8 protein-coding genes are annotated in these 17,759 nt (G+C 73.4%); all 8 read left to right on the top strand.

Annotated features, from left to right (window positions below; translation table 11 throughout):
* Positions 1-234: 234 nt before the first annotated feature.
* The 8 genes from ACMXN5_RS41030 to ACMXN5_RS40995 are packed head-to-tail and all read left to right on the top strand — an operon-like array spanning position 235 to position 17,758.
* Positions 235-3,462 (top strand): amino acid adenylation domain-containing protein, encoded by a 3,228-nt coding sequence (locus tag ACMXN5_RS41030; RefSeq protein WP_439679977.1) that lies wholly within the window; start codon positions 235-237, stop codon positions 3,460-3,462.
* The gene (locus tag ACMXN5_RS41025) at positions 3,459-9,029 is read left to right on the top strand and encodes an amino acid adenylation domain-containing protein (protein ID WP_439679976.1); all 5,571 of its coding nucleotides are present in this window, start codon (positions 3,459-3,461) and stop codon (positions 9,027-9,029) included. The genes ACMXN5_RS41030 and ACMXN5_RS41025 overlap by 4 nt, the downstream gene beginning before the upstream one ends.
* The gene (locus ACMXN5_RS41020; protein WP_439679975.1) at positions 9,026-10,540 is read left to right on the top strand and encodes a class I adenylate-forming enzyme family protein; all 1,515 of its coding nucleotides are present in this window, start codon (positions 9,026-9,028) and stop codon (positions 10,538-10,540) included. Before ACMXN5_RS41025 ends, ACMXN5_RS41020 begins: the two co-directional genes overlap by 4 nt.
* On the top strand, positions 10,537-13,905 hold the full coding sequence (locus tag ACMXN5_RS41015; RefSeq protein ID WP_439679974.1) for a non-ribosomal peptide synthetase: 3,369 nt from the start codon (positions 10,537-10,539) through the stop codon (positions 13,903-13,905). Before ACMXN5_RS41020 ends, ACMXN5_RS41015 begins: the two co-directional genes overlap by 4 nt.
* A complete protein-coding gene (locus tag ACMXN5_RS41010; RefSeq protein ID WP_380014546.1) occupies positions 13,905-14,138 on the top strand; it encodes an MbtH family protein in 234 nt (77 codons plus the stop codon). Before ACMXN5_RS41015 ends, ACMXN5_RS41010 begins: the two co-directional genes overlap by 1 nt.
* Entirely contained in the window at positions 14,135-14,401 is a 267-nt protein-coding gene (locus ACMXN5_RS41005; protein ID WP_078979926.1) for an acyl carrier protein, read from the top strand. The genes ACMXN5_RS41010 and ACMXN5_RS41005 overlap by 4 nt, the downstream gene beginning before the upstream one ends.
* The gene (locus tag ACMXN5_RS41000; protein ID WP_439679973.1) at positions 14,394-15,857 is read left to right on the top strand and encodes a condensation domain-containing protein; all 1,464 of its coding nucleotides are present in this window, start codon (positions 14,394-14,396) and stop codon (positions 15,855-15,857) included. Before ACMXN5_RS41005 ends, ACMXN5_RS41000 begins: the two co-directional genes overlap by 8 nt.
* Positions 15,854-17,758, top strand: a complete 1,905-nt coding sequence (locus tag ACMXN5_RS40995; protein WP_439679972.1) for a N,N-dimethylformamidase beta subunit family domain-containing protein — start codon at positions 15,854-15,856, stop codon at positions 17,756-17,758. Before ACMXN5_RS41000 ends, ACMXN5_RS40995 begins: the two co-directional genes overlap by 4 nt.
* The last annotated feature ends 1 nt before the right edge of the window (position 17,759 follow it).

Below are 17,759 nucleotides of genomic sequence, written 5' to 3'. Positions count from 1 at the left end.
TCGAGGTCTGGACCAATAGTCGGTTTGGTATAGACCATTGACACTGCCTCGATGGCACTCCTAGCGTTGCCGACGCACGCCACGGGGGCGGACTTCGATCGGGCGACGACAGGTCGTCCGACGCGCCGCCGTGCCGCGAGCCGACGCCCGCGTCGGATCGCGGAAACGGGATGACGGCACGGCCGTTCGGTCGGCGCGTGACGTCCCTCGGGCGATGGTGGCGAGGGGGTCGACATGGACGACGAACGCACGCTTTCCCGAACCGGGTCCGGAGAACGGATCGAGCCGACCGGGGCCGCCGAGCCGCGCGCCGGGGAGCGGGTCGGCGGGTTGTCCTTCGGCCAGGAACGCCTGTGGTTCCTCGACCGCTTCGAACCGGGCGACGCCGCCTGGAACATCCCGTGGGTATTGCGCCTGTCCGGCCCGCTGGACATCGAGGCGCTGCGTGTCGCGTTCGCGGGTGTCGCCGCCCGACACGACGCGCTGCGCACCCGATTCCCCGACGACGAGGGACGCCCCGTCGCCGTGGTGGCACCGCCCGGCCCGGTCCCGATCGAGATCGTGGACCCGGCCGGGCCGAGTGCCGACGCACCCGCCCGCATCCTCGCCGAGCGGGTCAACACCGGCTTCGACCTCGCCGCCGCACCGCCGCTGCGGGTGACCCTGGTCCGGCTCGACGACCGTAAACACGTGTTGTGCGTGGTGCTCCACCACATCCTGGCCGACGGCTGGTCGCTCAATCTGCTCCGCCGCGAACTGGAACTGCGCTACAGCGCGCACCGCGACGGCGTGTCGCCCGTCTTCGCCGAACTGCCCTCCTACCTCGACCACGCCGCCCGGCAGCGGGAGCACGACCGGGACACCGAGCGGGCCGTCGACTACTGGCGCCGGCAACTCGCCGACCTGCCCACGCTCGACCTGCCGCTGGACCGCCCGCGCACCGCCGCGCCGTCCTCCGCGACCGCGTTCCACACCCGGCGCCTGACCGGCATCGGCCCCGCCCTGGACCACGTCGCGCGAACCCGGCGCTGTACCCCGTTCATGGTCCTGCTCGCCGGCTACCAGGCACTGCTGCACCGCCACGGCGGGCAGCGCGACTTCGCCGTGGGCGCGCCGATCGCCGGTCGCGGTGAGGTCGAACACGAGGGCCTGATCGGCTACTTCTCCAACACCTTGGTGTTGCGCGCCGACCTGCGCGGGGAGCCGACCTTCGGCGAACTGCTGCACCGCACCCGACGGACCGCGCTCGGCGCGTACGGCCACGACCGCATCCCGTTCGAGCAACTGCTCGCCGAACTGCGGGTGGACCGCGATCCGGCGGCGCCCGCCCCGCTGTTCCAGACGCTGCTCACGGTGCACACCCAGGACGCGGACACCGGACCCGCCCGCCGCTTCGCCGACCTGGAGGCCCGCGAGGTGGACGGCGGCCACCGCGCGGGCAAGTTCGACCTCTCCCTGGACATCCGCCGCGACGGCGACGACCTGGAGGCGGTCTTCGGCTACCGCACCGCGCTGTTCGACGAGTCGACCGCGGTCGCCCTGGCCACCCGCCTGGAAACCCTGCTGCGCGGCGCCCTCGCCGATCCGGACACCCCGGTACACCTGCTGCCGCTGCTGACCGACGCCGACCGGGACCGACTGCGCATCCGACCCGCACCCGCCGACGAGCCCGCCGAATCGGTCCCGGCGGCCATCGCCCGGGTCCCGGGCGACCGCATCGCCCTGCGCACCCCCGACGGCTCCGTCACCTACCGCGAACTCGCTCTGCGCGCCGACGCCCTGGCCGCCCGACTCCGCAGCGCGGGGGCCGAACCCGGCGCCGTCGTCGGGGTGTTGTGCCCACGCGGCGCCAACGCGGTCGTGGCCATGCTGGCCGCCTGGCGCGCGGGCGCCGCGTATCTGCCCCTGGACCCCGAATACCCGACCAAGCGCCTGGAGTTCATGCTCGCGGACAGTGCGACCCGGGTGGTGGTCACCGACGCCGCGCACGCCGGGGGCCTGCCCGCGACGATCACCCCGGTACTCGCCGACACCGCGCCGGAGGGCGCGCCCTTCACGCCCGTCGAACCCACCGCCCAGTCCCCCGCGTACCTGATCTACACCTCCGGCTCCACGGGCACCCCCAAGGGTGTCCTGGTCCCGCACGGGGCCCTCGCCGCCCGGGTGCGCTGGATGCGCACCGGCTACCGGATCGAGCCGAGCGACCGGGTTCTACAGAGCGCCTCGCTCAGCTTCGACACCCATGTCGAGGAGCTGTATCCGGCCCTGGCCGCCGGCGCCACGCTGGTCCTGCCCGCGCCCGACGCCACCCTGCCCGACGTACTCGCCGCCGGCGACGCGGACGACGTCACCGTGCTCGACCTGCCCACCCCCTACTGGCACGAACTCGTCGAGACCGGCGCCGACACCATCGCCTGGCCGCCCGCGCTGCGCCTGCTCATCCTCGGCGCCGACCAGGTCCGCCCCGGCGCGGTCGCCGCCTGGCGCGCCCGCTTCGGCGACCGGGTCCGCCTGGTCAACTCCTACGGGCCGACCGAGACCACCGTCATCGCCACCACCGCCGACCTCGGCGCCGCCGACACCACCGCACGCCCGCCGATCGGCACCCCGATCGACGCCACGCACACCGTCGTCGCCGACGCGCACGGCAACCCCGTCCCGCCCGGCGTGCCCGGCGAACTGCTGATCGGCGGCGCCGGCGTCGCCCAGGGCTACCTCGGCCGCCCCGGCACCACCGCCGCCGCCTTCCGTCCCGACCCCGACGGCCCGCCCGGCGCCCGCCGCTACCACACCGGGGACCGGGTACGGCTGCGCGCCGACGGGCGGTTGGAATTCCTCGGCCGGCTCGACGCCCAGGTCAAGGTGCGCGGCTACCGGATCGAGCCGGGCGAGGTGGAGGTCGCGCTCCTGGCCCACCCCGGCGTACTCCAGGCCGCCGTGGTCGCCCGGGACGAGGCACTGGTGGGCTACGTGGTCGCCACCGCCGACCTGTCCGTGCCCGAACTGCGCGCCGACCTGGCCGGCCGACTGCCCGCGCACCTGCTGCCCGGCGCCCTGGTCCGGCTGGACCGGCTCCCGCTGACCCCGAACGGCAAACTCGACCACCGCGCCCTGCCCGCCCCCGACCGCCGCGCCGAACAGGCCCACGGTTACCTCGCGCCTCGCACCGACGCCGAGGGACTGGTCGCCGAGATCTGGATCGACGTGCTCGGCCTGGACAAGGCCGGCGTACTCGACGACTTCTTCGAACTCGGCGGGCACTCGCTCCTGGCCACCCGCGTGGTCGCCCGGATCGCCGCCGCCACCGACCTCGTCGTACCGCTGCGCACCCTGTTCACCCACCGCACCCTCGCCGGATTCGCCGCCGCGGTCGAGGAGCTGTTGGTCGCCGACCTGGCCGCGCTCGACGACGACACCGCCGAGCAGCTGCTCTCCGCCGAGAGGAACCGTTCGCAGCCATGAGCACCGAGTCCCCCGCGCGCGACACGTCGCTGTCCGCGACCAAACGCGAACTCCTGGAACGCCGGCTGCGCCGCCGCGTAGCCGCCGGCCCGGTCATCCCCCGCCGGCCCGAGGGCACCGTGCCGCCGCTGTCCTACGCCCAGGAACGCGTCTGGTTCATGGAGCAGTTCGCGCCCGGCACGGCCGCCTACACCATCCCGGTCGCCCGCCGGCTGCGCGGTGCGCTCGACGTCGACGCCCTGGAACGGGCTCTGGCCGACCTGGTCGCCCGCCACGAGACCCTGCGCTCGCGCTACCTCGTGGACGAGGACGGACAGCCCCGCCTGGACATCGCCGCGACCCTGCCGTCGGTACTCACACGCGTCGAGGCGGCCGACCGGGCCGAGGCGGAGCGGCTGGTCAACGCGGGCGCCGCGGCGTCCTTCGACCTCGCCGAGGGACCCCTGATCCGGGCCCTGCTGATCCGCCTGACCGATACCGACCACGTGTTGCTGCTGACTGTGCACCACAGCGTCAGCGACGGATGGTCCAGCGAGATCATGGTCCGCGAGGTACTGGCCGGCTACGCCGCGTATGCCACCGGCAGCGCGCCGCGACTTCCCGAATTGCCGGTCTCCTACGGCGACTTCGCCATCTGGCAGCGGGAGCGGCTGACCGGCGAGACGCTGCTGCGCGAGACGGCGTACTGGCGGACCGAGCTGGCCGGCGTCGAACCGCTCGAACTGCCCACCCGCGGACCACGCCCGTCCCGGCAGACCTTCGCCGGCGCCGGCCACGCCTTCGAGGTCGACCGCGAACTCCTGGACCGGCTGACCGCGTTGGCCCGCGAGCGCGGCGCCACCCTGTACATGGTGCTGCTCGCCGCCTTCCACCTCATGCTCGCCCGGCACAGCGGGCAGCGCGAGTTCGCGGTCGGCTCGCCGGTCGCCGGTCGCCCGCATCCCGAGGTGGAGAACCTGGTCGGGATGTTCGTCAACGTGGTGGCGCTGCGCGCCCGCACCGGCGGCGATCCGACCTTCGCCGAACTGCTCGACCGCACCCGAGAGACCTGCCTGGAGGCTTACGCGCACCAGGAGTTGCCATTCGCCCAGCTGGTAACCGAGCTGAACGTGGCGCGCGACGTGACCCGGTCGCCTGTGTTCCAGGCGGTGCTCGCGGTGCAGAACTACGCCACGGCGAACGCCCCCGACGACCGGGCCGGGTTGACCGCCGAGGCGTTCGGCCTCCAGGCCGGCGGCACCCGGTTCGACCTGGAACTGTTCCTGATGGAGTGGCCGGACGGCCTGTACGGCGCCTTCAACTACAACACCGACCTGTTCGACGAGACGACCATCGCCCGCCTCGGCCGGCATCTGGGTCGACTGCTCGCGGTACTCGCCGACCGGCCCGACGTACCGGTGTCCACCCTCGACGGCCTCGACCCCGACGAACGCGACCTGGTCCTGACCCGCTGGAACGACACCGCCGCGCCGGTCCCGGAACGGTCCACGCTGGTCGACCTGATCGCCGACCGCATCGCCCGCACCCCCGACGCCACCGCCGTGGTCCTGGACGATCACACCCTGACCTATCGCGAACTCGACGCCGCCGCCGATCGGGTCGCCCACCGCCTCCGCGTCGAGGGGGTCCGACCCGGCGACCTGGTCGCGGTCGGCGCGGAACGCTCCCCCGAACTGGTGGCCGCCCTGCTTGGCGTGCTGCGCACCGGCGCCGGGTACACGCCGCTGGACCCCGAATACCCGGCCGAACGCCTGGCGTTCATGCTGGCCGACTCGGGCGCGCGGGTGTTGCTCAGCCAGCGGCGACTGCCGATGCCCGCCGACTGCGCGGCCACGGTGATCGCCCTGGACGACCTCGCCGACTGGCCCGACCCGACACCCGGCGCCGACGGCACCGGCGGCATCACCGACGTCGCGGCACCGACTCCCGACGACGTCGCGTACATGATCTACACCTCCGGCTCCACCGGCCGGCCCAAGGGTGTGCCCAACACGCACCGCGGCATCGTGAACCGGATCGCGTGGATGCAGGACACCTACCGACTGGGCCCCGACGACGCGGTGTTGCAGAAGACCCCGGCGAGCTTCGACGTGTCGGTCTGGGAGTTCTTCTGGCCGCTGACCGCGGGTGCCCGGCTGGTCCTGGCCCGCCCGGGCGGGCACAAGGATGCCGGCTATCTGCGCGACGTGATCGCCGAACAGGGCGTGACAGTGGCGCACTTCGTGCCCGCGATGCTGACCGTGTTCCTCGCCGAGGAGGGCGTCGAGCGCTGCACGACGCTGCGTCGAGTGGTGTGCAGCGGCGAGGAGTTGGCGCCGGACAACGCCCGCGCCTTCCGCGAGCGACTGCCGGATTGTGCGCTGGCGAACCTGTACGGGCCCACCGAGGCGGCCGTGGACGTCACCGCGTGGGAGTGCGCCGGCCCGCTCGCCACCGTGCCGATCGGCGCGCCGATCCACAACACCCGGGTGTACGTGCTCGACGAGGCCATGCGACCGGCGCCGCTCGGCACGCCCGGCGAGCTGTATCTGGGCGGGGTCCAGGTGGCGCTGGGCTACCACCGGCGGCCCGGACTGACCGGGGAACGTTTCGTCCCGGACCCGTTCGGCGCCCCGGGCACCCGCCTCTACCGCACCGGTGACCTCGCCCGGTGGCGACCCGACGGCACCCTCGACTTCCTCGGCCGGATCGACGGTCAGGTCAAGCTGCGCGGCCTGCGGATCGAACTCGGCGAGATCGAGGCCGCGTTGCGCGCCCGCCCGGAGGTGGACGAGGCCGCGGTGGTGGTCCGCGAGGACACCCCCGGAGACAAACGCATCACCGCGTATGTGGTGCCCACCGACCCGGATCGCGGCACCGAGGACTTCGACGCCGACGACATCCGGGCCGCACTCAAACGCACCCTGCCCGACTACATGGTCCCCGCCGCGTTCGTCGCGCTGCCGGCGCTGCCCCTGACTCCCAGCGGCAAGCTCGACCGCAAGGCTTTGCCCGCGCCCGCCGCGCGTCGCTCCAAGGGCGCCGCCGCCGCGCCGCCGACCACCCCGGCCGAGCTGCTGTTCGCCCGGATCTGGTGCGACGTGCTCACGCTGCCCGAAGTCGGCGTCGACGACGACTTCTTCGACCTCGGCGGCCACTCCCTGCTGGCCACCCAGGTGGTCGCGCGAGCCCGCAAGCAGCTCCCGGAGATCGGCGGCCGGGCGGTCAGCGTGATGGACGTCTTCACGCACAAGACCATCCGCGAGATCGCCGCCCTGTCCACGCTGTCCGAGGCCGAACGCGGCCCGGCGCGGCTGCTGTACCGGCTGAGCAAGCCCGTCCCGGCGGCGCGGCGCACCTTGTCCCTGGTCTGCGTGCCCTACGGCGGCGGCAGCGCGGTGGTGTACCAGCCGCTGGCCGACGCACTGCCGGACACCCACGACCTGTGGTCGGTGGCCATCCCCGGACACGACGTGGGCGTCACCCAGGAGCGGCTGCCGTTCGACGAACTCGCCCGGCGGATCGTCGCCGAGGTCCAGGAACGAGTCGAGGGACCGATCGCGCTCTACGGCCACTGCGGCGTCGGCAGCGCGTTGATCGTCGCCGTGGCCCGGCAACTAGAGTCCGCCGGACGCGAGTTGGACGCGGTGTACATCGGCGCCCAGTTCCCGTTCGCCCGGCCTCGCGGGCGGGTGCTCTCCGCGCTGAGCAAGGTGGCCGCGCTCGAACCACTGCTCGGCGACCGGGTGTACGCCAACTGGCTGACCTCGATGGGCGCCGACATGGCGGACCTGGACGGCGACCAGATGAAGTTCATCATCGGCAACATGCGGCGCGACTCGGTGGCGGCCGAGGAGTACTTCACCGAGGCGCTGTCCGACAACCGCCCCCGGCTGCGCGCGCCCATCGTCTCGGTGATGGGCGACCGGGACCCGGCCGCCGACTTCTACCAGGAACGCTTCCGCGAGTGGCGCACCATCGCCGACCGGGTGGCGCTGGTGATGCTGGACGAGGCGGGCCACTTCTTCCTCAAGCACCGCGCGAACGACCTGGCCGAAGTGATCACGCGCGTACATCCGGCGGTGGCCGCGGGCCGCACCGACGCGCTGCCCATCCGCGAGGCGGACGGCCCGTGGTGGTTCCACGGCACCGCCGGACCACCGGACGATCCCGGACCGGACCGGGCCAGGGCCGACGCTGCTCCGGGCCGCGAACCCCAGCCCGGCATGGGCCGGTTCCTCCTGGTGGCGTTCAGCCAACTGGTCTCGATCACCGGCTCCGCGCTGACCGAGTTCGCGTTGCCGATCTGGATCTACCTCCAGACCGGCTCGATGGGCCGCTTCGCGCTCTACGCGGTGATCGGCATGTTGCCGGGCATCCTGATCGGCCCGCTCGCCGGGGCGATCGTGGACCGGATGGATCGACGCAGGGTGATGCTGCTCGGCGACCTGGCGGCGGGCAGCACGCAGGGGGTGCTGTTGCTGCTCCTGGTCTCGGGGTCGCTGCATCCGTGGCACATCTACGTCCTGCTGGGCGCGCTGTCCATGGCGCTCACCTTCCAACGCCTGGCCTACGCCTCGGCGGTGCCACAACTGGTGCCCAAGCAATACCTCGGGCACGCCAACGGCATCGTGCAACTGGCCGGTGGAGTCGCCCAGTTCGTGGTCCCGCTGATGGCGGTTGGGCTGATGGCCGGCATCGGTCTGCGCGGCATCCTGATCCTGGACGTGATCAGCTACACGATCGCGATCACCATCATCGCCTTCGTGAAGTTCCCGCGCACCCTCCCGTGGCGGCGGCGCGAATCGCTCACCGCCGAGATCAAGCACGGCTTCACCTACTCGTGGCGCCATCGCGGCTTCCGGGCCATGCTGCTCTGGTTCGCCGTGCTGAACCTGTTCCTGTCCCCGCTGTTCCTGCTCACCACGCCGCTGGTGTTGTCCTTCGACTCGCTCGGCGGCGCCGCCCGGGTATCCATGGCGGCCGGTGCCGGGGTGATCGTGGGTGGCATCGCGATGGGCTTCTGGGGCGGTCCGCGCCGGCAACGGTTGCGCGGCATGTTGTGGTTGGCCGCCGCGCTGGCCGGGGCGTCCGCGTTCACCGGTCTGCACGCGAGCCTGTGGGTGGTCGGGATCGGCGCCTTCGGGATGTCCTGCGCACTGTCCCTGGTCAACGGCGTCTACACGACCATCGTCCAGGTCAAGGTGCCCCAGCGCTTCCACGGCCGGGTGTTCGCGCTGAACACCCTGGTCGCCTGGTCCACGCTGCCGATCGGGCACGGCGTCATCGCGCCGCTCGGCGCCAAGCTGTTCGAGCCGTTGATGACCGACGACGGGCCGCTCGCGGGCTCGATGGGCCGCTTGATCGGACACGGCGAGGGGCGCGGCATCGGCCTGCTCTACCTGGTGTTCGGCGCCGCGATGCTCGCCCTCGTGCTGATCGGCCTGCGACTGCCGGTCCTTGCCCACTTCGACCGGGATGTCCCGGACGCGCCCGCCGACGACGAGGTCGGCATCCAGGAACGCGAACGCCGGATCCGGGCCCGAGCCGCCGAGTCGGCGCCCGCCCTCGCGGAGGTGTCGAAGTGAGCATCGGAACCCGGCCCCGGCCGACGCCCGCCGGCCGCCGCGCGCCGGAGAGCCTGTCCGCGCTGCTCGCGCATCGCGCCGAGATCGAGCCGGAGCAACCCGCGATCCTCAGCGGGCGCGAGAAGTTGACGTTCGGCTCCTGGCACTACCGCGCGGACGCGGTCGCCGCGGGGCTGGCCGAACGCGGCATCGGCGCGGGCGATCGGGTCGCGCTCCTGTACGGCAACGGCGACTGGATCGACTACGCGACCGCCTACCTGGGCGTACAGCGCGCCGGCGCGGTCGCGGTGCCGATGTCGGACCGGCTCGCCCCGGCCGAGGTGCGGCACCTGCTCGCGCACAGCGGGGCCGCGGCCGTGCTGCACCGCGCCGAGTTGGTCCCGCCGGACGCCGGCACCGGCGCTTGGACCGCCCCGGTCGAGGACATCGAGACCTACCCCGCGGGCGGCCTGCCGACCCCGGACCCCGGCGACCTCGCGCAGATCCTGTACACCTCCGGAACCACCGGCACCCCCAAGGGTGTCGCCGCGACGCATGCCAACCTGGCGTACGGCTGCACGCTGGACGCGCGCCGTCGCCCGCTCGGCCACTCGGCGCACTTCCTGCACGCGTACCCGGTGGGCACCAACGCCGGGCAGACCATGCTGATCAACGCGCTCGACGCGAAGGCGACCGCGATCGCCGCCCCGCGCTTCACCCCGGGACACTTCGCCCGACTGATCGAACGGCACGCGGTGGGCAGTGTGTTCGTGGTGCCGGCGATGGCCATCGAACTGCTCGGCGCGGACCAGGCACACCGCCACGACCTGTCCAGCGTGCGGCTGCTCGGCTCCACCGCCGCCGCCCTGCCGCGCCGGGTCGCGGTGGGCCTGGCCCGGCTGTTCCCACAGGCGCAGATCGTCAACTACTACACCTCCACCGAGGCCGCGCCCGCGCAGACCACGATGTTGTTCGACCCCGAACACCCCGGCTCGCCCGGCCGACCCGCGTCGTTGCGCGACCTGCGGGTGACCGACGAGCGCGGGCGGGTGTTGCCGGTCGGGGAGACCGGAGAGGTCTGGCTGCGCACCCCGACCACGCCCCGCTCGTACTACGGCGAGAAGACCGACTCGCGGGTGTTCTCCGGGCGTTGGGTGCGCATGGGCGACCTCGGCTACCTGGACGCCGAGGGTTTCCTGTACCTGGTCGACCGCGAGCGGGACGTGATCAAGTCCGGTGCGTACAAGGTCTCCACGTTGCAGGTCGAGGACGCCCTGCACGAACACCCGGGCGTGCTGGACGCGGCCGCGTTCGGCGTACCGCACCCCGTGCTCGGGATGACCGTCGCCGCCGTCGTGGTGCCCCGGGGCGAATTGACCGCGACCGAGCTGCGGGTGTTCCTGATGGAACGGCTCGCCGCCCACGAACTCCCCGGACACGTGGTGTTCCGGGAATCCCTGCCGCGCAACGAGGGCGGCAAGATCCTCAAGCGCGAGCTGCGCCGGCTCCTGGACGACGAGGTCCGACCATGACTGTGACGAACGATCAGATCCCCTGGAACGATCGTATTCCGCCGAACGAGCACCCGGCCCCGACGGCCGAAAGCACCGACGCCGAGCCCGGGGCGGGGCTCGACACGCTGCCCTTCACGCCGTTGTCCGCCGCCCAGTTGGGCGTGTGGGTGACCGAGCGCACGTTGCCCGCCGAGTCCGCCTACCACCTCTCGGTGCTGCTGCGCTTCGACGGCCCGCTCGACCCGGACGCGCTGGCCCGCGCGTGCGCCGCCACGATCGAGCGGCACCCGATACTGGCCGCGGCGGTCGGCGAGGCGGACGGCACGCCGGGCCTGGTGCCCACAACCCCCGCGCCGATGCGCCGGGTGCCGGCCGACGAGGCGGACCTGGACGCGATGATCCGGGCCGAACTGGGTCGCCCCTTCGACCTGTACGCCGGTCCGCTCTCCCGCTTCACGCTGTTCTCCCTCGCGCCGGACCGGCACACGCTCCTGGTGACGGCGCACCACGTGATCTTCGACGGCACGTCCAAGGAGATCGTGGTGGCCGCCCTGGCTCGGGCCTACCGCGCGGCCCGCGAGGGCGGGACCCCGGCGGGCCCGGCAGTCCCGGCGTCACAAGGCCCCGGATCGACAGACGTGTTCCGGGCCGGACCGGTGTCGGCCGACCATCCCGACACCACCGGCGTCTGGGCCCGGCACCGCGAGGAGCCCGGTCGGGCGATCCTGCCGGGGCTGCTGCCCACCACGCGGGCCGGCGGCGAACCGGCGCCGGGCACCACGATCCCGTTCACCCTCGGGCCCGAAACGGTCGACGCACTGCACGAGACGGCCGTGCGACTCGGCGTCACCCACTTCGAACTGCTGCTGGCCGCCTGGCACACGCTGCTGTTCCGCTACGGCAACGCGCGGGTGCGTACCGCGCTCGAACTCACCACCCGCACCCCGGCCGAGGCGCGCGGGGTCGGGCTGTACGTCAACGAGCTGCCGGTCTCCTCCCGGCCGCGCGCGGGACAGGGCTTCGGCACGTTCGTCCGGGAACTGCGCGCCGAACTGCGGGCGATCTACGCCTTCCGCGACGTGCCGTACAGCCACACCGTGCGCGGTCTCGGACCCAGGACCGCGCTGACCGAGCTGACCGTGAGCTATCGGCGGCGCACCCGCGTGGTCGAGCCGGTCTTCCCCGGGGTGGAGACCCGGGTCGAATGGATCGTGTTGCCGCCGACCGCGCGCAACACCGCGCATCTGCAACTGGTCGAGGGCCGGGATCGGATCGACGGCGCGCTGCACGTACCTACGGACGGCTTCGTCCCGGACGCGGCCACGCGTATCCCGGGCCACTTCGCCACCCTGCTGAACACCGCGCTGGCCGACCCCGAACTGCCGCTGGGCGATCTGCCGTTGTTGTCCGAGCGGGAGCTGGTCCGGGTCCTGCACACCGACAACGCCACCGACACGCCGTATCCGGCCGAGGAAACCGTCGTCGAGCTGTTCGCCGCGCGCGCCGCGGCGGCCCCCGACACGGTCGCCGTCGTGTGCTCGGGCCGGTTCCTGACCTACCGCCAGGTGGCCTCGGCCGCCTACGTGTTCGCCGAGCGCCTGCACCGCGCCGGGATCGGCGCCGGCGACCTGGTGGCGATCGAACTGCCGCGTACCGGCGAACAGGTCGCCGCCGTCCTCGGCGTGCTCGGCGCGGGCGCCGCGTATCTGCCGCTCGACCCGGGCTATCCGGCCGAACGGTTGGCCTTCATCCGGTCGGACGCGCGCATCGCGGCGATCGTACGCGACGGGGGCGCGCGCACGGGTGAACCGAGCGGCCCCGGTGCGGACTTCACGCCCGACCACATTCCGGACGCGCCCGAGGAGTCGCTCCGGCTCCATCTCGTCGCTCCCGTCGAAGCGCCGGTCCCCGATGCCTCCGCCGCACCGGCCCGGCTTCGCCTCGTCGCCCCCGTCGAACCGCTCGTCCTGGCCGCCCCCGACCTGAACGGGCCCGACCTCTTCGGTAGCGAGCCCGGTCGGGTCCGGCCGCCCAGTCGGCCGGCGCCGGGCGATCCGGCGTATGTGATCTACACGTCCGGCTCGACCGGTCGGCCCAAGGGCGTCCAGGTACCGCACCACGCGCTGGCCAATCTGCTCGCGAGCATGCGCGACCGGCTCGGCGCCGGTCCCGACGACCGCTGGCTCGGGTTGACCTCGCTGTCCTTCGACATCTCCACGGTCGAACTCCTGCTGCCGCTGACCACCGGCGCCCGGGTGGTACTGGTGCCCGACGACCGGCACCGGGACGGACCGGCGCAACTGGCCCTGCTGGAGCGGCACGCCGTCTCGCACGTCCAGGCCACCCCGAGCGGCTGGAGGGTGCTGCTCGCGGCCGGCCTGCACCGTCCGGGGCTGACCGCGATCACCGGCGGCGAGGCCCTGCCCGCCTCGCTGGCCGCCGAACTGCGCGGTGTGGTGGGCCGGTTGGTCAACGTATACGGGCCCACCGAGACCACGGTGTGGTCCACCTACGCCGAGGTCGACTCCGAGACCGCGCCCGGCATCGGCCGGCCCCTGGCCAACACCCGCGCGTACGTGCTCGACGGCCGGCTGCATCCGGTCCCCGAGGGCCTGGTGGGCGAGTTGTTCCTGGGCGGGGACGGCGTCGCGCACGGCTACCTCGGCCGCCCGGGGCTGACCGCCGAGCGGTTCGTGGCGGACCCGTTCGGGCCGCCCGGCACCCGCCTGTACCGCACCGGCGATCTGGTCCGACACGCGCCCGGCGGCGGGCTCGACTACGTCGGGCGTACCGACGCCCAGGTCAAACTGCGCGGACACCGGATCGAACTCGGCGAGATCGAGAGCCGGCTCGCCGCGCATCCCGGCATCGCCCAAGCGGCGATCCGACTGCTCGACCCGGATGGCGAACACGCCCGCCTGGTCGGCTACCTGGTCCCCGAGCCCGGTCAACCCCCCATCGTCCCCGACGAGTTGCGCGCCTACCTCGCCCGCACCCTGCCGAGCGCCATGGTGCCCACCGGCTTCCTGGCCCTGGACGCCTTCCCGCTGACCCCCAACGGCAAGCTGGACCAGGCCCGCCTGCCCGAACCGGCACCCGCTCGACCCCAACCGGGCGGATCCGCCGACCCGTTCGACGCGGCCGACGGCCCGGCCGACGAACTCACCGAGACCGTACGGGCGATCTGGGCCGAGGTGTTGCGCCTGGACGACATCGGCGTGGACGAGGACCTTTTCGACCTCGGCGGCCACTCGCTCACCATCACCCAGATCGCCGCCCGGATCCGCAAACGCCTGGGCGTCGAGGTCCCGCTCGACGTCTTCTTCGACACCCCCACCGTCGGCGGCGTGACCGACGCCGTCCGCGACCTCCAGGAGCCGTGATGCGCAACGATCCCGAAACCACCGACCCCGAGACCGACCAGGAGACCTACCGCGTGGTCGTCAACGACGAGGAACAACACTCGTTGTGGCCGCTGCGCACCGACCCGCCCGCAGGCTGGGTGCCCACCGGATTCGTCGGCACCCGCGAGGAGTGCACGGCGCACATCGACCGGGTCTGGCCGGACATCCGGCCGCTGAGCCTGCGTCGGCGACTGGCCGGGGACGCGGCATGAGGGCGGACCCGCTGCGCGAACGGGTGGCCACGCTGATCGCCGACGTGAGCGGCGGCGAGGTGAGCGCGCACGAGGTGTTGGAATCGACCGGCTCGCTGACCGCGTCCGGGGTGAGTTCGCTGACCTTCCTGCGCCTGATCGACGCCCTGGAGGGCGAGTTCGACGTGTTCTTCGATCTTGACGCCGACCTGGACTTCGTCGAGGACCTGGACTCGCTGGTGGCGCACCTGACCCGGCACGGCGTGGCGGTGGGCGATGGTTGAGGACGAATCGGCGAGAGCCCGGGTCGCGGCCGAGCCACCGGTCGCGGCCCCCTACGAGGTGCCGGCACCCTTCGCGGTCTCCGCCGACGACCCGGTCCAAGCCCCGCTGACGTGGGGTCAGCGGGCGATCTGGCAGGCCATCCGGCGCACCGCGCCCAGCGACCACTACTTCAACATGACCCGCGTCTTGCCGATCGCCGACCGCGGCCGGCCGGTGGACGTGACCCGGGCGACCGCCGCGCTCGGCCGGCTGATGGAGCGTCACGACGCGTTGCGCACCCGGCTCGTGTCCTCCGACGGCGAGCCCCGACAGGCCCGCCACTCGGTGGGCACGCTGCCGGTGGAGGTGTTCGAGGCGGCGCTGATCGAGGACGCGGACACGGTCGCGGCGGCGGTGGCCGAACGCCTCGGCGCCACCCGCTTCGACTACTTCGACGCCTGGCCGATCCGGGTCGGCCTGGTGGTGCACGGCGGCCGGGTCCGCTACATCGCACTGGCCCTGTGTCACGTGGCCACCGACGGGCACGGCGTCGAAGTCCTGGTCCGCGACCTGCGGTTGCTGATCCGGCGCGGGTCGGCGGGCGGCCCGGCGGCGGGTGGGCCGCTGGACCTGGCGCACGAGCAGTCCACGACCACGGGCCTGCGTCGGGGCGAATCGGCGCTCGCGCACTGGGAGACGCACTATCGGCGGATCGCGCCGACGGTGTTCGCCGACGTGATCGCCGAACCGGCGGCGCCGCGCTTTCGTACCGTGCGCCTGGTCTCCCCCGCACTGGCCCGGGCCGCCGACGCGGTCGCGCTGCGCCACCGGGTCAGCCCGTCGGCGGTGTTGCTCGCGGGCGCGGCCGTGTTGGCGGCGCGCGCGGGCGGCCGGGACACCGCGGTGATGTTGCCGATCGTCGCCAACCGTTTCCGGGCGGACAGCCGCGATCTGGTCACCACGCTGTCCCAGGAAGGGCTGTTCGTGCTCGACCTGGACCTCGGCGCGCGCTTCACCGACCTGCTGCCCGCCGCGTGGCAGGCGTCGCTGCGCGCGTATCGCAGCGCGGGCTACGACCCCGACCGGTGGAACGCGCTGATGTCCAGAATCACCGCCGAACGCGGCACGCCCATCCGGCCGTTCTGCTGCTTCAACGACATGCGCCTGGTGGACAGGCCGCCGGAGCCGGGACCGGAGCCGACCGCCGCCGAACTGGACGTGGCGCGCACCCGCAGTCGGGTGGAACCGGCGGGCGGGCACGAGTTCATCGCCTGCCGGTACTGCATGCACGTGGTCGCCGAGGGCGACGCGCTGGTGGTCAGCGTCACCGGCGACACCGCCTATCTGCCCCTACACGCGCTGGAGGCGCACCTGGTCGCGCTGGAGGATCTGCTGGTACGCGCCGCCGCCGGGCGGGAGGTGCCGATCGGCGCGCTGACCGGCTTCGCGGAGCGGGTGGCGGAGCCGGTCGCATGAGCGTCCTGGCGTATGCCGGTGCCACGTCCGTCACGGCGGGCGACCGGCTGCGCTTCCACGTGGCCTCGACCGACGGCGGCCCGGTGCGTGGCGAGGTCACGATCGTCGACGCGACCACCGACCACGTCCTGGCCCGGGCGCGAGTGAGCGGCGAGCACTGGGAGTTGGCCGTTCCACCGGACTGGCCCAGCTCGCTGTACCGGGCCGTGTTCGACGACGGCACCCCGCTCGCCGGGGACGAACCCCTGGACCACGAGGCCTGGTTCGTGGTCCGCGCGGCGCGGCCCGGGATGGCCGCGCCGATCCTGGTGTCGGTGCCGTTCGCCACCTGGCAGGCGTACAACCGCTCCGGCGTGCCCGGCCGGGGGCTGTACTACGCCGAACAGCCGAACCGGGCCGCCCGGGTCACGTTCGACCGACCCGGCGGCGGGCCCCCGCCGGAGCGCTGGGAGGAGGGCCTGCTGCGCTGGTTGCGGGCCACCGGCCGGCCGGTCGAGTTCTGCTCCGGCCTGGATCTGCACGGCGGGGACGAACTCCTGTCGCACTACCGGCTGTTGGTGGTCAATGGGCACGATGAGTATTGGTCGCGGGAACAGCGCGACACCGTCGAAGGGTTCGTCCGACGCGGCGGCAACCTGGCCATCTTCGCCGCGAACACCGCGTGGTGGCAGATGCGCCTGGAGGACGACGGCCGCACCATGGTCTGCCATCGGGACGCGGTCGCCGACCCGATGGCGGCGATCGATCCCGAGCGGGTCACCGTGGAGTGGTCCAGCGCGCCGGTGCACCGGCCGGAGAACACGATGACCGGGCTCAGCTTCCGGCGGGGCGCGGGTGCGTGGGGCGAGGGAATGAAGGTGATCCGCGAGGAGGCGTACATCGCCCGGTTCACCGACCACTGGGCGTTCGCCGGCACCGGCCTCGCGGACGGCGACAAGTTCGCCCAGGGCGCGCTCGGCTACGAGACGGACGCGGCCGAACTGGACTGGAGCACGGGTGTCCCGCGCGCCACCGGCCGCGACGGCACCCCGCCGTCGTTCGTCGTGCTCGCCACCGCCGATCTGCGGCACTGGGCGCGCTACGGGCAGGGCGGCGACGCGGTGATGGGCACGTTCCGGCTCGGCGCGGGCACGGTGTTCAACGCGGGCACCATCAACTGGGGCAGTGCGCTGGCCGATCCGGTGGTCGACCGGGTCACCCGCAACGTGCTGGACCAGCTCGGCGCCGCCACACAGCCGCAGTGGGAGGTGATCGGCCCCGCCGCCGACATCCGCGCGCTCACCGCCTGCGAGGACGTGCTGTTCGCGGTGGACATCGAGGGGGCGTTGCTCTGCCGCGACACCGGCGGGCAGAACCTGCCCTGGCGGGCGATCGGCGCCGCGCCGGCGGTGCGCGCCCTGGCCGCGGCGCGGGAGGCGGCCGGTGCGCTGCCGCTGGAGGTGTACGCGGTCGGCCCGGACGATCGGCTGCTGCGCCGGCCGCCGGTGACTCGGCCCGCGCCGTGGACCCCGGTCGCCCGACTGCCCGAGGGCACTCTCGCGCTGGCGCTGTGCGACGGCGGCGTCTTCGCGGTGGACGCCGCCGACACGCTGCACCACGTGTACGCGACCGAGCTGCCCGCCGACCCCGAGGCGCCGGCGCCGTGGCGCGTACTCGGCCCGGCGGGCGGCGCGATCGCCCTCGCGGCGATGAACGGCCGGTTGTACGCCGCCGACGGCGTCGGCCGGCTGTGCACCCGGCTGCCGATCGTGGGGCCGGCCGCGTTCGTCCCGCTGCCCGGCGAATCGGCCCCGCCCGACACCTGCCGCACGCTGACCGGCCACGCCGGGAGCGTGATCGTCACCGCACCGGGTTGCCGGATCCGCCGCCGCTCGGCGGTGCCGCCGCCGACGAGGGGCTGAG

The organism is Embleya australiensis (assembly GCF_051903075.1).
Classification (GTDB): Bacteria; Actinomycetota; Actinomycetes; order Streptomycetales; family Streptomycetaceae; genus Embleya.
This window is presented reverse-complemented; position numbering and strand designations above follow the sequence as displayed.